The organism is Streptomyces sp. NPDC059895, from assembly GCF_042731035.1.
Classification (GTDB): domain Bacteria; phylum Actinomycetota; class Actinomycetes; order Streptomycetales; family Streptomycetaceae; genus Streptomyces.
In genome coordinates this window covers 138503-154354 of sequence record NZ_JBHWKO010000005.1, presented here as the reverse complement: position 1 = coordinate 154354, position 15852 = coordinate 138503, and the positions used below count along the sequence as shown (strand labels likewise).

At 72.1% G+C, this 15852-nt stretch carries 14 protein-coding genes and 1 pseudogene; 9 read left to right on the top strand and 6 right to left on the bottom strand.

Annotation, left to right across the window (positions count from 1 at the left end; all coding sequences use genetic code 11):
- The first annotated feature begins 50 nt into the window (after window positions 1–50).
- The 3 genes from ACFV9M_RS08160 to ACFV9M_RS08150 all read left to right on the top strand — a co-directional run bounded on the left by ACFV9M_RS08160 (window position 51) and on the right by ACFV9M_RS08150 (window position 3956).
- On the top strand, window positions 51–1133 hold the full coding sequence (locus ACFV9M_RS08160; protein WP_385075049.1) for a glycine betaine/L-proline ABC transporter ATP-binding protein: 1083 nt from the start codon (window positions 51–53) through the stop codon (window positions 1131–1133).
- Window positions 1126–2940, top strand: a complete 1815-nt coding sequence (locus ACFV9M_RS08155) for an ABC transporter permease/substrate binding protein (protein ID WP_385075047.1) — start codon at window positions 1126–1128, stop codon at window positions 2938–2940. The genes ACFV9M_RS08160 and ACFV9M_RS08155 overlap by 8 nt, the downstream gene beginning before the upstream one ends.
- A gap of 449 nt (window positions 2941–3389) precedes the next feature.
- A complete protein-coding gene (locus ACFV9M_RS08150) occupies window positions 3390–3956 on the top strand; it encodes a helix-turn-helix domain-containing protein (protein WP_385075044.1) in 567 nt (188 codons plus the stop codon).
- An 84-nt stretch (window positions 3957–4040) separates the two neighbouring features.
- Here the strand turns inward: ACFV9M_RS08150 and ACFV9M_RS08145 are convergent.
- Window positions 4041–4298: pseudogene (locus ACFV9M_RS08145) on the bottom strand (C4-dicarboxylate ABC transporter); the annotation flags it as partial.
- An 85-nt stretch (window positions 4299–4383) separates the two neighbouring features.
- On the opposite strand from ACFV9M_RS08145, the gene ACFV9M_RS08140 reads away from it, so the two are divergent.
- Window positions 4384–5475: a recombinase family protein gene (locus ACFV9M_RS08140; RefSeq protein ID WP_385075041.1), complete on the top strand. Its 1092-nt coding sequence runs from the start codon at window positions 4384–4386 to the stop codon at window positions 5473–5475.
- Between the two features lie 12 nt (window positions 5476–5487).
- Here the strand turns inward: ACFV9M_RS08140 and ACFV9M_RS08135 are convergent, their stop codons facing one another.
- Both ACFV9M_RS08135 and ACFV9M_RS08130 read right to left on the bottom strand, forming a co-directional pair.
- Window positions 5488–6030, bottom strand: a complete 543-nt coding sequence (locus ACFV9M_RS08135; protein WP_385075039.1) for an isochorismatase family protein — start codon at window positions 6028–6030, stop codon at window positions 5488–5490.
- Window positions 6031–6891: 861 nt separating this feature from the next.
- On the bottom strand, window positions 6892–7128 hold the full coding sequence (locus ACFV9M_RS08130; RefSeq protein ID WP_385075036.1) for a hypothetical protein: 237 nt from the start codon (window positions 7126–7128) through the stop codon (window positions 6892–6894).
- 153 nt (window positions 7129–7281) lie between these two features.
- Between ACFV9M_RS08130 and ACFV9M_RS08125 the strand changes: the two genes are divergently transcribed.
- Entirely contained in the window at window positions 7282–8451 is a 1170-nt protein-coding gene (locus tag ACFV9M_RS08125; RefSeq protein WP_385075033.1) for a helix-turn-helix domain-containing protein, read from the top strand.
- On the opposite strand, the gene ACFV9M_RS08120 is transcribed toward ACFV9M_RS08125, so the two are convergent.
- The gene (locus ACFV9M_RS08120; protein WP_385075030.1) at window positions 8386–9375 is read right to left on the bottom strand and encodes a TDT family transporter; all 990 of its coding nucleotides are present in this window, start codon (window positions 9373–9375) and stop codon (window positions 8386–8388) included. The genes ACFV9M_RS08125 and ACFV9M_RS08120 overlap by 66 nt on opposite strands.
- A 70-nt stretch (window positions 9376–9445) precedes the next feature.
- On the opposite strand from ACFV9M_RS08120, the gene ACFV9M_RS08115 reads away from it, so the two are divergent.
- Window positions 9446–10399 (top strand): LysR family transcriptional regulator, encoded by a 954-nt coding sequence (locus tag ACFV9M_RS08115; protein WP_385075028.1) that lies wholly within the window; start codon window positions 9446–9448, stop codon window positions 10397–10399.
- 143 nt (window positions 10400–10542) lie between these two features.
- Here the strand turns inward: ACFV9M_RS08115 and ACFV9M_RS08110 are convergent, their stop codons facing one another.
- Window positions 10543–11298: a gamma-glutamyl-gamma-aminobutyrate hydrolase family protein gene (locus ACFV9M_RS08110; RefSeq protein ID WP_385075063.1), complete on the bottom strand. Its 756-nt coding sequence runs from the start codon at window positions 11296–11298 to the stop codon at window positions 10543–10545.
- Window positions 11299–11375: 77 nt separating this feature from the next.
- Window positions 11376–12110 (bottom strand): FadR/GntR family transcriptional regulator, encoded by a 735-nt coding sequence (locus tag ACFV9M_RS08105; RefSeq protein WP_385075026.1) that lies wholly within the window; start codon window positions 12108–12110, stop codon window positions 11376–11378.
- Between the two features lie 119 nt (window positions 12111–12229).
- On the opposite strand from ACFV9M_RS08105, the gene ACFV9M_RS08100 reads away from it, so the two are divergent.
- Genes ACFV9M_RS08100 through ACFV9M_RS08090 form a run of 3 tightly spaced genes read left to right on the top strand, consistent with a single transcriptional unit; the run spans window position 12230 to window position 15824 of the window.
- A complete protein-coding gene (locus ACFV9M_RS08100) occupies window positions 12230–13600 on the top strand; it encodes a glutamine synthetase family protein (protein ID WP_385075023.1) in 1371 nt (456 codons plus the stop codon).
- An 11-nt stretch (window positions 13601–13611) separates the two neighbouring features.
- Window positions 13612–15030: an aldehyde dehydrogenase family protein gene (locus ACFV9M_RS08095; RefSeq protein ID WP_385075022.1), complete on the top strand. Its 1419-nt coding sequence runs from the start codon at window positions 13612–13614 to the stop codon at window positions 15028–15030.
- Between the two features lie 2 nt (window positions 15031–15032).
- The gene (locus ACFV9M_RS08090) at window positions 15033–15824 is read left to right on the top strand and encodes a 3-oxoacyl-ACP reductase (RefSeq protein ID WP_385075060.1); all 792 of its coding nucleotides are present in this window, start codon (window positions 15033–15035) and stop codon (window positions 15822–15824) included.
- Window positions 15825–15852 lie beyond the last annotated feature (28 nt).

Below are 15852 nucleotides of genomic sequence, written 5' to 3'. Positions count from 1 at the left end.
CTTCACGCCCGGTGTCCCTCCGTCCCTGTCCCCTACCAGAGAAGGTTTGTGTGTCCTCCAGGCTTGAGGCCGAACATCTTTACAAGGTGTTCGGCAGACGACCGGACGAGGCAGTCGAACGGCTCCGTGACGGAGCCGGCCGGGAGGAGCTGCGCGCCGACGGCACCACCGCCGCCGTCATCGACGCCTCCTTCACCGTGGACCCTGGCCAGATCTTCGTCGTCATGGGCCTGTCCGGCTCCGGCAAGTCGACGCTGCTGCGCATGCTCAACGGACTGCTGGAGCCCACCTCCGGGCGCGTCCTCTTCGACGGTCAGGACCTGACCGCGCTCAGCGATCGGGACCTGCGCGAGGTCCGCGCGAAGAAGATCAGCATGGTCTTCCAGCACTTCGCCCTCTTCCCGCACCGCAGCGTCCTCGACAACGCCGCCTACGGCCTCGCCGTCCAGGGCGTGCCGCGGGCCGAGCGCGAGCGGCGGGCCGCCGAGGCGCTGCGGCTGTGCGGCCTGGCCGGCTGGGAGAAGTCCTGGCCGGACGAGCTCTCCGGCGGCATGCAGCAGCGCGTGGGCCTCGCCCGCGCCCTGGCCACCGACGCCGACCTGCTGCTGATGGACGAGTCCTTCAGCGCGCTGGACCCGCTGATCCGCCGCGACATGCAGGACCAGCTCCTCACGCTCCAGAAGACGCTGAAGAAGACGATCGTGTTCATCACCCACGACCTCAACGAGGCCATGCGCCTGGGCGACCGCATCGCCGTCATGCGCGACGGCCGCGTCGTGCAGAACGGCACCGCCGAGGACATCCTCGTGCGCCCGGCCGACGACTACGTCGCCTCCTTCATCCAGGACGTCGACCGCTCCCGCGTGCTGACCGCCTCCGCGGTCATGGACACCGGCGTCCGCGGCGACGAGGCCGACTGCGACTGCGCGACCGCCACCCCCGACACGCCGTTCACCGTCCTGTGCGCGCTCAGCGCCCGGGTGCCGCACCCGGTCGCCGTGCTCGACTCCGGCCGCGGCCTCGTCGGCGTCGTCCCCCGCCGCCGTCTGGTCGGCTTCCTCGGCGACGAGCGGGCCGCGGAGGCCCGCTGCGACAGTCCGCGCCCCCGCGGGAAGGAGGCGGCCCGTGCCTAGGCTGCACCTCGGTGACTGGGTCGACTCCGGCGTCGACTGGCTCGTCACCCACATGTCCTGGCTCTTCGACGCGCTCAAGGCGGTCGTCGAAGGCATGTACGACGGTCTCGACGGCCTCCTGACCGCCCCCGAGCCCCTGCTGCTCGCGGGCATCCTCGCGGTGTTCGCCTGGTGGCTGCGCGGCCTGGTCGCGGGTGTCCTCGGCTTCGCCGGGTTCGCCCTCATCGTCTCCCTCGATCTGTGGGAGGAGGCCATGTCGACGCTGTCCCTGGTGCTCGTGGCCACGGTGATCGCCCTGGTGATCTCGGTGCCGCTGGGCATCTGGGCGGCCCGCTCCAAGACCGTCAGCGCGGCCGTGCGGCCGGTCCTGGACCTGCTTCAGACGATGCCGTCGATGGTCCTGCTGATCCCGGCGATCCTGTTCTTCGGCATGGGCGTGCCCGCCGGTGTCGTCGCCACCCTGATCTTCGCCCTCGCACCCGGCGTGCGCATGACCGAACTCGGCATCCGCCAGGTCGACGCCGAGCTCGTCGAGGCGGCCGAGGCCTTCGGCACGACACCGCGCGACACGCTCCTGCGGGTCCAGCTGCCCCTCGCCCTGCCGACGATCATGGCGGGCGTCAACCAGGTGATCATGCTCGGCCTGTCGATGGTCGTCATCGCCGGCATGGTCGGCACCGGCGGTCTCGGCGGCGCCGTCAACGAGGCCATCGGCCAGCTCGACATCGGCCTCGGCTTCGAGGCGGGCCTGGGCATCGTCGTCCTCGCCATCTACCTGGACCGGATGACCGGCGCCCTGGGCACCCGTATCTCCCCGCTCGGCCGCCGGGCCGCCGCGAAGGCCCGCACCACGGTGTGGTCGTACCGCCCGCGCGCCTCCGTCGCCGCAGTCGGCGTGGTCGTCCTCGCCCTCGTCGCCGGCGGCATGGGCGTCTTCGGCTCCGGCTCCGGCACCGCCGAGGCCTCGGCCACGAACGTCGGCCGGGGCAAGGAGATCACCATCGGCTACATCCCCTGGGACGAGGGCATCGCCTCCACCTTCCTCTGGAAGGAACTGCTGGAGCAGCGCGGCTTCGAGGTGAAGACCACCCAGTACGCCGCCGGCCCCCTCTACACGGGCCTGGCCACCGGGCAGATCGACTTCCAGACCGACTCCTGGCTGCCTACCACCCACGCCGAGTACTGGAAGAAGTACGGCAAGCAGCTCGACGACCTCGGGCAGTGGTACGGCCCCACCTCCCTCGAGCTCACCGTCCCCTCGTACGTGAAGGACGTGAACTCGCTGGCGGACCTCAAGAGCAAGGCCTCCCGGTTCGACGGGAAGATCACCGGCATCGAGCCCAGCGCCGGGATGACGGGCCTGCTCAAGGACAAGGTCCTCAAGCAGTACGGTCTCGACGGCACCTACGAGGTCGTCGACGGCTCCACCCCGGCCATGCTCGCCGAGCTCAAGCGCGCTTACGCCAAGAAGGAGCCGATCCTCGTCACCCTGTGGTCCCCGCACTGGGCGTACAGCGAGTACGACCTGAAGAAGCTGGAGGACCCCGAGGGCGCCTGGGGCGAGGGCGACGGCGTGCACACCCTGGCCCGCAAGGGTTTCGCCGGGGACAACCCCGAGGTGGGCAAGTGGCTCGAGGACTTCTCGATGACCGAGGAGCAGCTCACCGAGCTGGAGGCGCAGATCCAGAAGTCCGGCAAGGGCAAGGAGCAGGACGCCGTCCGCACCTGGCTGAAGGACAACCCCGGTCTGCTGGACCAGTGGGCGCCGGTGGCCGGCGCCGGGGCTGAGAGCAGGGCGGCCGGGTGACCTGACAGCCCCGCGACCGCCCGGCGAGGGGCGGGCCCGCCGTACACGTCCGACGCGTACGGAGGGGCCCGCCCCTCGCGCCGTTGGGCACGGCAACGATCCGGCCAACCACGCAGAGCCACGCCCATGCCCGGACTCGGCCATGTGCCGACCGGGCGTGCCGACCGCTCCACCAGCGGCGATCGTGGACCCCGACGACACGGGAACACCACGGCCCGCCCGGGCATTGAAGAGGAGAACGGGCGCGACGTCCCCGCCCGGTGATTCCCCGGGGATGATCGACTGGCGCGATCCGTGAGGTCGCTGATGACGCCGTGTGTCCTCGATGTGACGGGCACATGAAACGGTTTGCCGAACATGCGTAGGGTGCAGAGAACTCATCAGAGGACGGGCGTCCGAGCGGGGCACTCGGTGAGTCGGAGCGACGAGCGAAGGAGGGAGCCGGAGCGATGGGCGACCACAAAGAACAGCCCCTTCGGGTGGGCGCGGCCGTCCGGCGGCGGCGCCGGTCCCTGGAGCTCACGCTCGCCGTCGTGGCCGAGCGCAGCGGCCTGTCCGTGCCCTTCCTGAGCCAGATCGAGAACGACCGGGCCCGGCCCAGCACCAGCTCCCTGGAGAAGGTGGCCGACGCGCTGCGCACCACGGCCGTCGAGCTCCTCGCCGCCGCCGACCCGGCGTGCAGCGTCGACGTCGTGCGCGCCGAGCTCGCCGAGCCCGGCCCCGGACCCCGTTCCCGCTCCCTGGTCCGCGGCCACCACCAGATGCACGCCTCGGAGTTCACCGGCGACCACGAGGCGGGCCGCGAGTTCCAGTACCGCAACGACCAGTTGATGTACGTCGCCGACGGCGCCGTGGAGATCGAGGCGGAGGGCCGCGCCTACCGCCTCGGCCGCGGCGACACGCTGTACCTGACCGGCGGGGTGCGCCACCGCTGGCGGGCGACCGTCCCGGACACCCGGGTGGTCGTCGTCGCGGTCGCCGAGCACATCGAGGCGGTCCGGGACCGCAGGCGGTAGCGCGGACCTGGCGGCGGCCCGGGCGGGAACACCTTCGCGGGGGACGGCGGCCCGCAGGCCTTCCCCGGCCGGCCCGCGCGTCGGTCAGCGGACGGCGCCGGACGTGGTCCGCTCCGCCGCGTGCCGGGGCGCATCGGCCGTCGGCCGGGGCGCCGGCAGCACCGGCCGGGGCGCCGCGAGCAGCGTGCCGCCGACCACCCCCCGCAGGGTCAGCGCGGCGACGACCGCCCAGGCGGCGACCAGGACGACGTACAGCCCCGTCGCGAGCGCCTCGTAGGCGACCAGGCCGGTGTGCCGGGCCAGGGCGGCGGCGCCGGTCACACAGGTGCCGACCGGGAATGTCATCGGTTGCTCATACAGTCATGCCCATGACGCGGACTGAGGTGAACGGGCAGGTGAACTGCTGACCATTGCTGACGATCACCGAGTGGTCCTGCACGGTCAGGCCAACCGGAAGGATCTTTCCGACCCCGACGACCGGTTCATCCTGCGGATAGAGGTGGCGCACGCCTGCCGCTCCTCCGACGACACGTCGCGGCGGGTCGTCTCCGCCCTGGAGGACAGGCGCCGGGCGGGTCAGCCGCATGGAGGGAGGCGCCGGTTCGGGTACGGCCCGGACGGGCGGACGATCGTCGAGGCAGAGGCGGAGATCGTCAGGGAGGTGTTTCGGCGGTTCCTGGACGGCGAGTCACCGAGCGCCATAGTGAAGGACCCGCACGGGCGGGGGCTCACGACGGCCGAAGACGCGTCCTGGGAGGTGCACACCGTGCGCAAGCTTCTCGCGAGCACGCATGTGGCCGCGCTCCAGATGCACAAGGGCGAGCGGGTGGGTACCGGGGACTGGCCCGCGATCATCGACGTGGGCCAGTGGGAGGAGGTGCAGCAGATGCGCGCCTACCGTTCGGTCCAGTACAAGGTGGGGCGGAGCGGCAGGTTCTACTTGCTGCGCGGCGTCGTGACGTGCAGGTGCGGTACCCGGATGGCGGGTGCCATGGGCAGTGGTCGCAGGCCCTACTACCAGTGCACCAGAGCGCAGCGGAACGGCCGCAGGTGCGGGAGCACGATCGCTGCTGAGCCGCTGGAGGAGTTCGCCAGGGACGTCGCCCTGAATGTCTTGGTCAACCTGGACATCTCCGGCCGTCCACCCGCAGCCACCGCCCGCCCGGAGGCCGACATCCAGGCCGACGTGGACGACGCGGCGCAGTTGGCGGAGCTGAACGAGATGTGGCTCGCCAAGGAGATGCCCACGGCCGAGTACCGGGCGATGCGGCGCAGGATCGAGGACCGGATGAAGGAGCGGCAGCGCAGGACCATACAGCGCCCTGTGGCGGTGCTGGAGGGCATCGCAGGGCTGGACGCCCAGGAGCGCTGGCGGAAGCTGGAGGAGGAGAAGGACCACGCCCGCATGAACGCTGTCTTCCGCTTCCTGTTCGCGGCCGTGATCATCCATCCCGCTCAGAGGCGGGGGCCGGGGGTGGACTACGACCGCATCGACATCGAGCCCAATCCGCTGGACTAGGGGGAGGGTTCCTCAACTCGCCAGTACGGTGTCGAAGCGGATCTGCGCAGCCGGTGTGACCGTGATTGAGCGCCCGGCATACTGGATGGCTGACAAGGTCGTGTTGTGGTGGGCGATGACCTGAGCGGCGGACGGCGCAGCACCAGGCGGGCGTTCCGGCGTGGTATGTGCGTCTGAAACAAGCACGAGGTCGTAGCCGCGTGAGAGCGCGCTGCGGCTGGTGGAGTCAACGCAGTACTCGGTGGCAAATCCGGTGACGATCACATGGCGAACCGTCAGCTCGTGCAGCAGATCACCGAGCCCGGTATCGAGGAAGGAGTCAGCGCTGTCCTTGTCCAGTACGACATCGCCTGGCCGAGGCGCCACCGCTGGATGGACGTCGACCAGGTCAGTGGGCACGTCATGGAGCCGTTGTCGCAGGTAGATGATCGGCATGCCAGCGGAGCGAGCTTGCTCGGCAAGGTTAGCGACCCTGCCTAAGCAAGCCTCGACGTCGTAGGCATCGGTCAACAAGGCACTCTGCATGTCGATGATGAGCAGTGCGGTGTCCGGCATTCCGCGAGCCTATCCGGCTCGGCTAGTCGTCGCTGTGAGGGCCGAGGGGCCGGGCCAGCCGTGCCGCGCTCTTCGGCCCTATCCGTGTGGGGAACTTTGCCGCCTGTCGTCTGACGGCACGTGTGCGTTGATCATCTTGGGAACGCTGTGCGCGCAACCTGTGTAAGCCTCCGAAGTCAGGGGTGCTGGTGGGTCGCGGCAGTCCATGGGCGTGCTCCTTTCCGTGTGGTTGTCACTCGTCCTTACATGATGGCAGCGGGGTCTGACAGTCCACGGTGCCGCAGCGCGGCAAGCCGCATCGGTCGAAACAGTCTTCACTTACTCAAGGGCGCGCCTGCGGCGCGCCGGGCCACCCGGCCGCCCCGGCCGGGCGTGCGGCGTGACCGCCGGTCCCGTCCGGGCGCCGGATGACCCCGGGCCGCAGCGGGCCCGAGGCGGGTGGGCTGGGGGTCGACGGCCTCCGAGACTTTACGCAGCTCCCATGGGGCGAGCCTCGAAGAACAGGGGGCCGATCGGGCACACCAGCGGGCAGGTCCAGTACCTGCCCGATTCGCCGGGCGAGCGTAAGGCCCCCTGTTCACTCGCCCCATGGCAGCTACTGCCCAAAGTCTCTTCGGCCGGCGACGTGCCCACGTGCACCGCTCACCGACGAAAGGCTGCGTCAGCCGGAGTCCGGCTCGCCCACAAGGAGGTCGTCGCCTGCGGGGAAGCGGGCAGAGCCGCCCTCCTCCCAGGTGACCACGATGGCCAATCCACCCATCGGTCCCCGATCGGACTTCGTGGTCTCGACCGTGCGCCACTTGCCCTCGTAACCGACCACGTCACCGGGGGCGATGAGGGCGGCGCGCTTCGTCGGGACGCTCAGTCGAGCTCTACGAGGTGGACGTGCTTCAAAGGGGTGTCCCATTCGATGCCACCCCCTTTGGGACGGATGTACGCGGTCCGGCTGATGACCCGTCCGGTGTCCTTCAGGCGTTCCTCGATCACATCCTGGAGTTCACCGGTGCGTCCCGAGATCCTGTCTTCGACGAGCGTGCCCTGCGGATAGGGCAGCTCGCCGTGACTGAGCATCGTTGCGGGCTTCTCGATCTGTGTCATGCTCCCTCGTCCCAGCTGGGCATAGGTATGTCACCCAAGACAACTGCCGCCGAGGGAAGCCAACTTGCACAGCTCTTGCACAAGGGCCGGATGCCAGAGGGGTGGGGTGAGACGATGGGACACAACGGACGTCGAGCGGGGAAGACGCACAGGATGAGCGCGATCAGGATTCCCGGACCCGGTACGAACGTGGCCGTCTGCCGCAAGGCGCGCGGCCTCAGCCAGGTCGCCCTTGCCCGGCGGGCGGGTGTGTCGGTTTCCCTGCTCAGTAAGATCGAGATCGGCGACCGCGCCCTCACGCAGGGCATCGCCGCCTCCCTCGCGCAGGCCATGGGGCTCACGCTCGACGAGCTGTTGGGCACGGAACCCGTCGCCAAGACGGACGAGGCAAGTCTGGCCGCCCTCAACTACGCCATCCGGAGATTCGACATCCCGGACGCCCCGCCGCTGCACCCCGAGGACCTGCCACGCGAACTGGCAGCGCTGAACGAGCACCGCTACCGCACCGAACTGGGGACGGTCCTTCACGAACTGCCCGGAGTGCTGACGAGGTCGACGAGCTACGCGCACGCCACGCAGTCGCCGGACGCCTGGACCCGCGTCGCAGACGTGTACTCGGTGGTCTACTGGCTGGCCGCCCGGCACCGCTGGATGCACCTTGCCGAACTGGCGGTGATGAAGCAGCGGTTGGCCGCCGAGCGCGCCCACCCGATCGCCGCCACGGTGGCCGCTCGCGACGAGGCCGGAGCCTTCCTCAACTCGGGTGACTTCGCGGGAGGACTGGCCATCGTTGATCGGGCGATCGTCGAGGCCGAGTCGATGCTTGAGGGCCACGACCGGGCATACGGCCTGGGCATCCTGCACCTGCGCGGCCTGACGCTGGCCGGTCGACTCAAGGACAAGCGGACCGTCCAGCAGCACATCGACGCCGCGTGGCGGGTGGCTGACGAGTTCGCCGAGGACATCGAGGATCACGGCATTCACTTCGGCCCGGAGAACACGGCGGTCCACGTGATCTCCACGACGTCCGACCTGGAAGACCACCGCCGCGCACTGGACACGGCCGACGACCTGATCCGGGGTGGCCTGACGCTTCCGGCGACGAGGGTCGGGCCGCTGCACATGAACATCAGCCGGTCTCAGCTCGCCCTAGGGGACCGGGACGGTGCCCTGGAGTCACTCGAAGAAGCCTGGAACGTCGCTCCCGAGATGGCCCGCGTCCACCCGACGAGCCAGGAGCTCATGCGCGTACTGACCTCACTGCACCGCCGCAGCAACCCGAGGCTGACGCGCCTCGCCAAGCGGGCTGGCGTGCCTTTCTGACCTCGGGAAACCAAGACTGTACGAACGACCATTGACGAAGGTGAACGCCCACCACGTCATCGTGAAGCCCATCCCGTGCCGGCGGGCCCGCACCACGTGGGCGGTGGCCAGGCACAGCCACAGCAGGGCGAATCCCATGACGGGCACGCCGTAGAGGACGGCGAGGACGGCGAAGCCGCGGCTGTCCGGCGCGGGCACCGCCCCCGGGGCGGCCTCAGCGAAGGCGCCGGCCGCAGTCGTGGACTGTCCGAGCGGGCCGAGGGCGAAGAAGAGCGTCGGGGTGAGCGCGAGGGGCAGCGGTCCGCCGGTGAGCAGCCGGCCGAAGACCACCGGCAGCATCACGAGCGTGGCGAGCAGGCTCAGCCCGAACAGCGCGACACAGGCCAGCAGCAGGGTCTCCCGCGCCTGCCCGGCCGGCAGGTGCGGCACCAGCAGCGGCCCCGACGCCGCCGCCACCAGCGGCGCCACCAGCGGCAGCAGCCACACCGGTGTGGCCTGCCCCGGCTCGACGCGGTGGCGTACGGCCATGAGGTACGGCACGGTCACGGCGCCCACCAGAGCGATGGCCGTACCGGCGGTGAACAGCACGGCGTCGAGGGCGACGGCCGCCCCGGTGCCGATCCAGTCCCGGCCGACGGTGAGCGCGCCGCCCCCGACGGAGACCAGGGCCATGGCGAGGCAGCCGTAGAAGGGAGCCGCCGCCGGGTCGAGGAGGTGGGCGCGGGCCTGGTCGCGGTGGTGGCGCCAGTGCAGGGCGCGCGCGACGAGCAGGGTCAGCAGCAGCGCGAGGGAGAGGACCCACAGGGCGGTGCAGGCCTGCCTCGGCGCCGGCCGGGGGAGCGCGGAGCCGGCCGTGGCCACCACGGCGGTGCCCATGACCGTGGCGTACCAGTTCGGGCCGAGGTGGCGGACGGCGGTGATCATGATCCCACCATGACGCCAGCAGGCGGCCGCGACCAGGGAGGATGTCTCTATGGGGGCATAAACTGGGCTTATGGCCAGTGGGCAGACAGAGACAGGGACGTTCGAGGAGGGGGCGCGTCCGCCGGGGCCGGCGGGCTCGATCGCGCACCGGGTCCCGGACCTCGGGGCGCTGGAGCTGCTGCTGGCGGTGGCCCGGCTGGGCAGCCTGGGCGCGGCCGCGCGGGAGCTGGGCATCACCCAGCCGGCCGCCAGCAGCCGGATCCGCTCCATGGAACGGCAGCTCGGGGTGGCCCTGGTGGACCGTTCGCCGCGGGGCTCCCGGCTCACCGACGCGGGGGCGCTGGTCACGGACTGGGCGCGCCGGATCGTCGAGGCCGCGCAGGCCTTCGACGCGGGCGCGCAGGCGCTGCGGGACCGGCGGGACTCGCGGCTGCGGGTCGCGGCCAGCATGACCATCGCCGAGTACCTGCTTCCCGGCTGGCTGCTCGCCCTGCGCGCGGAGCGCCCGGACACCGCGGTGTCGCTGCTCGCGGGCAACTCCACGGCGGTGGCGGAGCGGCTGCTGGCCGGGGAGGCGGACCTGGGCTTCGTGGAGGGGCTGACCGTGCCGTCCGGGCTGGACTCGGCGGTCATCGCCCACGACCACCTGATCGTCGTCGCCGCGCCCGCCCATCCGTGGGTCCGGCGGCGGCGCCCGCTGTCCGCGCGGGAACTGGCGTCGACCCCGCTGATCCTGCGGGAGAAGGGCTCGGGCACCCGGCAGGTGCTGGACGCGGCCCTGGGCGGACTGGCCCGCCCGCTGATCGAGCTGTCCTCGACGACGGCGGTCAAGGCGGCGGCGGTGAGCGGGGCGGGGCCGGCGGTGCTGAGCGAGCTGGCGGTGGGGGAGGAGCTCGCGATGCGGCGACTGGTCAGGGTGCCGGTCGACGGCGTGCTGCTGGCGCGTGACCTGCGCGCGGTGTGGCCGACAGGGCATCGGCCCACGGGGCCGGCGCGGGAGTTGCTGTCGTTGACGCGGGGGTGAGGGGGAGGGAGGGGGCCGGGGGCCGGGGGCCGGGGGCCGGGGGCCGGGGGCCGGGGTGTCTCGCCCCCGCCGCCCCTTCCCTTCCCGTCCCCGGGGGCTGGCGCCCCCGGACCCCCGCTGTCGGCCCTGGACGGGCCTCGTCCTCAAACTCCCCCAGAGGGGGTGCCCCCAGACGGGCTGGTGGTGGTGACGGGGCCCCCTCCGGCACCACCGCCCGCCGCCGCGACCAGCCCCCGCATCACCCGCACGTCCTCGTCCATCTCCGGATGCCACTGCACCCCCAGCGCCCACCCGCCGGCGCCGGAGGCCAGTTCCACGGCCTCCACCGTGCCGTCCGACGCGTGCGCCGCCGGGACCAGGCCCGTGCCGAGGCGGTCCACCGCCTGGTGGTGGTAGGTCGGCACGGAGGTCTCCTCCGGGACGAGACCGGCGTACAGAGTGCCCGGTACCGGCTTCACCGGGTGCCGGCCGAAGACGCCGACGATCTCCGCGTGCCCGTCCAGGTGCTGCACCAGCGTGCCGCCGACGGCGACGTTCAGCAGTTGCATGCCCCGGCAGATGCCCAGCAGGGGAAGGCCCGCGGCCAGTGCCGCGCCGATCAGGGCGAGCTCCCAGGAGTCCCGCTCCCGCGCCGGCGGGCCGGTACGCAGGTCGCGTTCGGCGCCGTAGCGGAGCGGCTCGACGTCCGGGCCGCCCGCGATCACCAGACCGTCCAGCCGGGCCACGGCCGCCGCCGCGTGCTCGGGCGCGTCCGGCGGGAGCATCGCGGCCAGCCCGCCCGCCCGCTGCACGTGCCGCGGATACCCGGCCGGCAGCAGCGCCGCGTCCAGCTCCCAGACGCCCCAGCGCGCCCCGGCCTCCAGATACGTGCTGACGCCGATCAGCGGCCTGCCCGTCACCCTCGCCATGCCTCGCTCTCCCACCCATCGAATGGACGCGGACCAGACCTTTGGAGCATGCCCGGTGGGTCCGGCCGTCACGCCAGGAAGCCCCTGAGCAAGGCGGCCGTTCCGGCACAGTGCTCCCGCATGATCTCCCGCGCCCGGGCGGGGTCGCCGTCCAGCACCGCCTCCACCAGGGCCGCGTGCTGGCGCTGCGAGTGCTCCAGGTTGCGCACGAGCAGCGGGATGCAGTCCAGCAGGTCGTTCACGGTCGCCCGGACCGCCGCGTACTGCGCGGTCAGCGACGCGGAGCCGCACAGCTCGGCCAGGGTGAGGTGGAGCAGGGTGTCCCGGCGCCGGTAGTCGGCGAGCGGCGCGTCCCGGGTGCGGGCGAGCGCCCGGCGCAGCCGGCCCCGCTGCTCCTCGGTGAGGCCGTGCTCCGCGCACAGCCCCGCGGCCCCCACCTCGAGCACCTCCCGGAAGCGCAGCACGTCCTCGATGTCGGTCGCGGCGACCCGCCGCCGCAGCTCGTCCTGCCCGCCCGCGTCCGCGCGCGCCAGCACGAACGTTCCGCCGTACCGGCCGCGACGGGACTCCACCAGCCCCTGCTCCTGGAGCACCTTGAGCACCTCGCGCAGCGTCACGCGGCTGATCCCGAGCCGCTCCGCCAGGTCCCGCTCGGCCGGCAGCCGCTCCCCGCCCGGCACCAGGCCCAGCCGGACGACCTGGAGGATCTGCTCCAGCGCCTCCTCGAAGCCGTTCCCCGCCCGCACCGGCCGCAGCACCGGCGTCAACCGGTCGTCCGCGCCGCCGTCAGCGTCCACCGGCATCTGGCCGCGCCCCCTTCCCAAGCAATGGTTCTCACCCATACCTTAGGCTCTCGGCCGCCCCGCGAACCCGCCAGATCCCCGCACACCGCAGCGCAGAGGAAGCCTGAGGAGGCCCTCCCGTGGCAGACCGCACACCCCCGCTCGCCGTCGAGGAGCTGCACACCCTCGTCGCGGGCGGTGAGATCGACACTGTCGTCCTGGCCTTCCCCGACATGCAAGGGCGTCTCCAGGGCAAGCGGTTCGCCGCCCGCTTCTTCCTCGACGAGGTCCTCCACCACGGCACCGAGGGCTGCGCCTACCTCCTCGCCGTCGACACCGAGATGAACACCGTCGACGGGTACGCGATGTCCTCGTGGGACAACGGCTACGGCGACTTCGCCCTCCACCCCGACCTCACCACCCTGCGCCGCGTGCCCTGGAACGCCGGCACCGCGATGCTGATCGCCGACCTCGCCTGGCACGACGGCTCCCCGGTCGCCGCCGCCCCCCGCCAGATCCTGCGCCGCCAGCTCGACCGCCTCGCCGGGCTGGGCCTCACCGCCCGGGCCGGCACCGAGCTGGAGTTCATCGTCTTCAACGACACCTACGAGCAGGCGTGGGACGCCGGCTACCGGGGGCTCACCCCGGCCAACCGGTACAACGTCGACTACTCCATCCTCGGCACCGGCCGCGTCGAGCCCCTCCTGCGCCGTCTGCGCAACGACATGGCCGGCGCCGGCCTCACCGTCGAGTCCGCCAAGGGCGAGTGCAACCCCGGCCAGCACGAGATCGCCTTCCGCTACGACGAGGCCCTGGTCACCTGCGACCAGCACGCCGTCTACAAGACCGGGGCCAAGGAGATCGCCGCCCAGGAGGGCGTCTCGCTGACCTTCATGGCCAAGTACAACGAGCGCGAGGGCAACTCCTGCCACATCCACCTCTCCCTCGCGGACGCCGACGGCACCAGCGTCATGGCCGGCTCCGCCGACGACCCGCACGGCATGTCCGACACCATGCGCCACTTCCTCGCCGGACAACTGGCCGCGCTGCGCGACTTCTCCCTCCTCTACGCCCCCAACATCAACTCCTACAAGCGGTTCCAGCCGGGCTCCTTCGCCCCGACCGCCGTCGCCTGGGGCCGCGACAACCGCACCTGCGCCCTGCGCGTCGTCGGTCACGGCCGCTCCCTGCGCTTCGAGAACCGGCTGCCCGGCGGCGACGTCAACCCGCACCTCGCGGTGGCCGGCCTGGTGGCGGCCGGACTGCACGGCGTCGAGCGCAAGCTGGAACTGCCCGAGCCCTGCACCGGCAACGCCTACACCGCCGACCACGCCCACGTCCCCACCACGCTGCGCGAGGCCGCCGAGCTGTGGGAGAACAGCCCGATCGCGCGGGCCGCCTTCGGCGACGAGGTCGTCGCCCACTACCGCAACATGGCCCGCGTCGAACTGGAGGCCTTCGACGCCGCGGTCACCGACTGGGAGCTGCGCCGCTCCTTCGAACGCCTGTGAAAGGTCACCCCGTGTCCGATCCGCACCACAGCGACCCCCTCGCGACGGACCTCCCACCGGCGGACCCGCACGAGCTGACGGTCCTCAACCCCGCCACCGAGGAGGTCCTCGCCACCGTCCCCGCCACCGACGCCGCCGGCGTGGACCGCGCGGCCGCCCGTGCCGGCGCCGCCCAGGCGGTCTGGGCCGCCGCCGCCCCCGCCGACCGCGCCCGGCTGCTGCGCCGCTTCGCCGACGTCGTCGACGCGCACGCCGACGAACTGGCGCTGCTGGAGGTCCGCGAGGCCGGCCACCTCCTCGGCAACGCCCGCTGGGAGGCCGGCAACGCCCGCGACCTGCTGCTCTACGCGGCGGGCGGCGTCGAACGCCTCCTCGGCCGGCAGATCCCCGTCCCCGGCGGCTGGAACGTCACCTTCCACGAGCCGCTCGGCGTGGTCGGGGTGATCGCCCCCTGGAACTTCCCGATGCCCATCGCCGCCTGGGGCTCCTTCCCCGCTCTCGCCGCGGGCAACGCCGTCCTCCTCAAGCCCGCCGAGACCACCCCGCTCACCGCCCTGCGCCTGGCCGAACTGGCCCTGGAGGCGGGTCTGCCCGAGCACCTCTTCCAGGTACTGCCCGGACACGGCCGCGTCACCGGCCGCGCCCTGGTCGACCACCCGGACGTCGCGAAGATCGTCTTCACCGGGTCCACCCGCACCGGCCGCGAGATCATGGAGCGCTGCGCCCGGCACGTCAAGCCCGTCACCCTCGAACTCGGCGGCAAGAGCCCCAACATCGTCTTCGCCGACGCCGACCTCGAGGCCGCCGTCGACCCCTTCTCCTTCCTCGACAACTCCGGCCAGGACTGCTGCGCCCGCACCCGCATCCTCGTCCAGGAGACGGTGTACGACGAGGTCACCGACCTCCTCGCCCGCGAACTGTCCGCCGTGGCGGTCGGCGACCCGGCGGACGAGGACACCCGGATGGGCCCGCTGATCTCCCGTCAGCAGGTCGACCGGGTACGGTCGTTCGTCCCGGACGACGCCCCCGCACTGCGCGGCAGCGCCCCCGACGGGCCCGGCTTCTGGTTCCCGCCGACCGTGCTCACCGGGGAGCGGCCCGACTCCGCCGCCGCCCGCGAGGAGATCTTCGGCCCCGTCGCCGTCCTGCTGCCGTTCACCGACGAGCAGGACGCGATCCGCCTCGCCAACGACACCCCCTACGGCCTCTCCGGCTCCCTCTGGACCCGGGACGTCGGCCGCGCCCTGCGTGTCGCGCAGGCCGTGCGCGCCGGGAACCTGTCCGTCAACTCCCACTCCAGCGTGCGCTACTGGACCCCGTTCGGCGGCTTCAAGCAGTCCGGCGTCGGCCGTGAGCTGGGCCCGGACGCCCTGACCGCCTTCACCGAGACCAAGAACGTCTTCATCAGCACGGAGGGCCCCGCACAGTGACCGTGACCCCTGAGACCTCACAGACCGTCTGCCGCCGACTGGTCGGCCGCACCGCCGTCATCACCGGGGCCGGCAGCGGCATCGGCCTCGCCACCGCCCGCCGCCTCGCCTCCGAGGGCGCCCACGTCGTCTGCGCCGACATCGACGAGACCCGCGGCAAGGCGGCCGCCGACGAGGTGGGCGGCACCTTCGTGAAGACCGACGTCACCGACCCCGACCAGGTCGAGACCCTCTTCCGGACGGCCCACGACACCTACGGCAGCGTCGACGTCGCCTTCAACAACGCCGGCATCTCCCCGCCCGACGACGACTCCATCCTGGAGACCGGCCTGGAGGCCTGGAAGCGCGTCCAGGAGGTCAACCTCACCTCCGTCTACCTGTGCTGCAAGGCCGCCCTGCCCTACATGCGGCGCCAGGGCCGGGGCTCCATCATCAACACGGCGTCCTTCGTGGCCCGGATGGGCGCGGCCACCTCGCAGATCTCGTACACCGCGTCCAAGGGCGGCGTCCTCGCCCTCTCCCGCGAACTGGGCGTGCAGTTCGCCCGGGAGGGCATCCGCGTCAACGCCCTGTGCCCGGGACCGGTCAACACCCCGCTGCTCCGGGAACTGTTCGCCACGGACCCCGAGCGGGCCGCCCGCCGCCTCGTCCACATCCCGCTGGGCCGGTTCGCCGAGGCCGAGGAGATCGCCGCCGCCGTCGCCTTCCTCGCCAGCGACGACTCCTCCTTCGTCAACGCCACCGACTTCCTCGTGGACGGCGGGATCTCCGGCGCCTACGTCACTCCTCTGTAGGCGGCCCGCCCGCCGGGTGCCGGGCCCG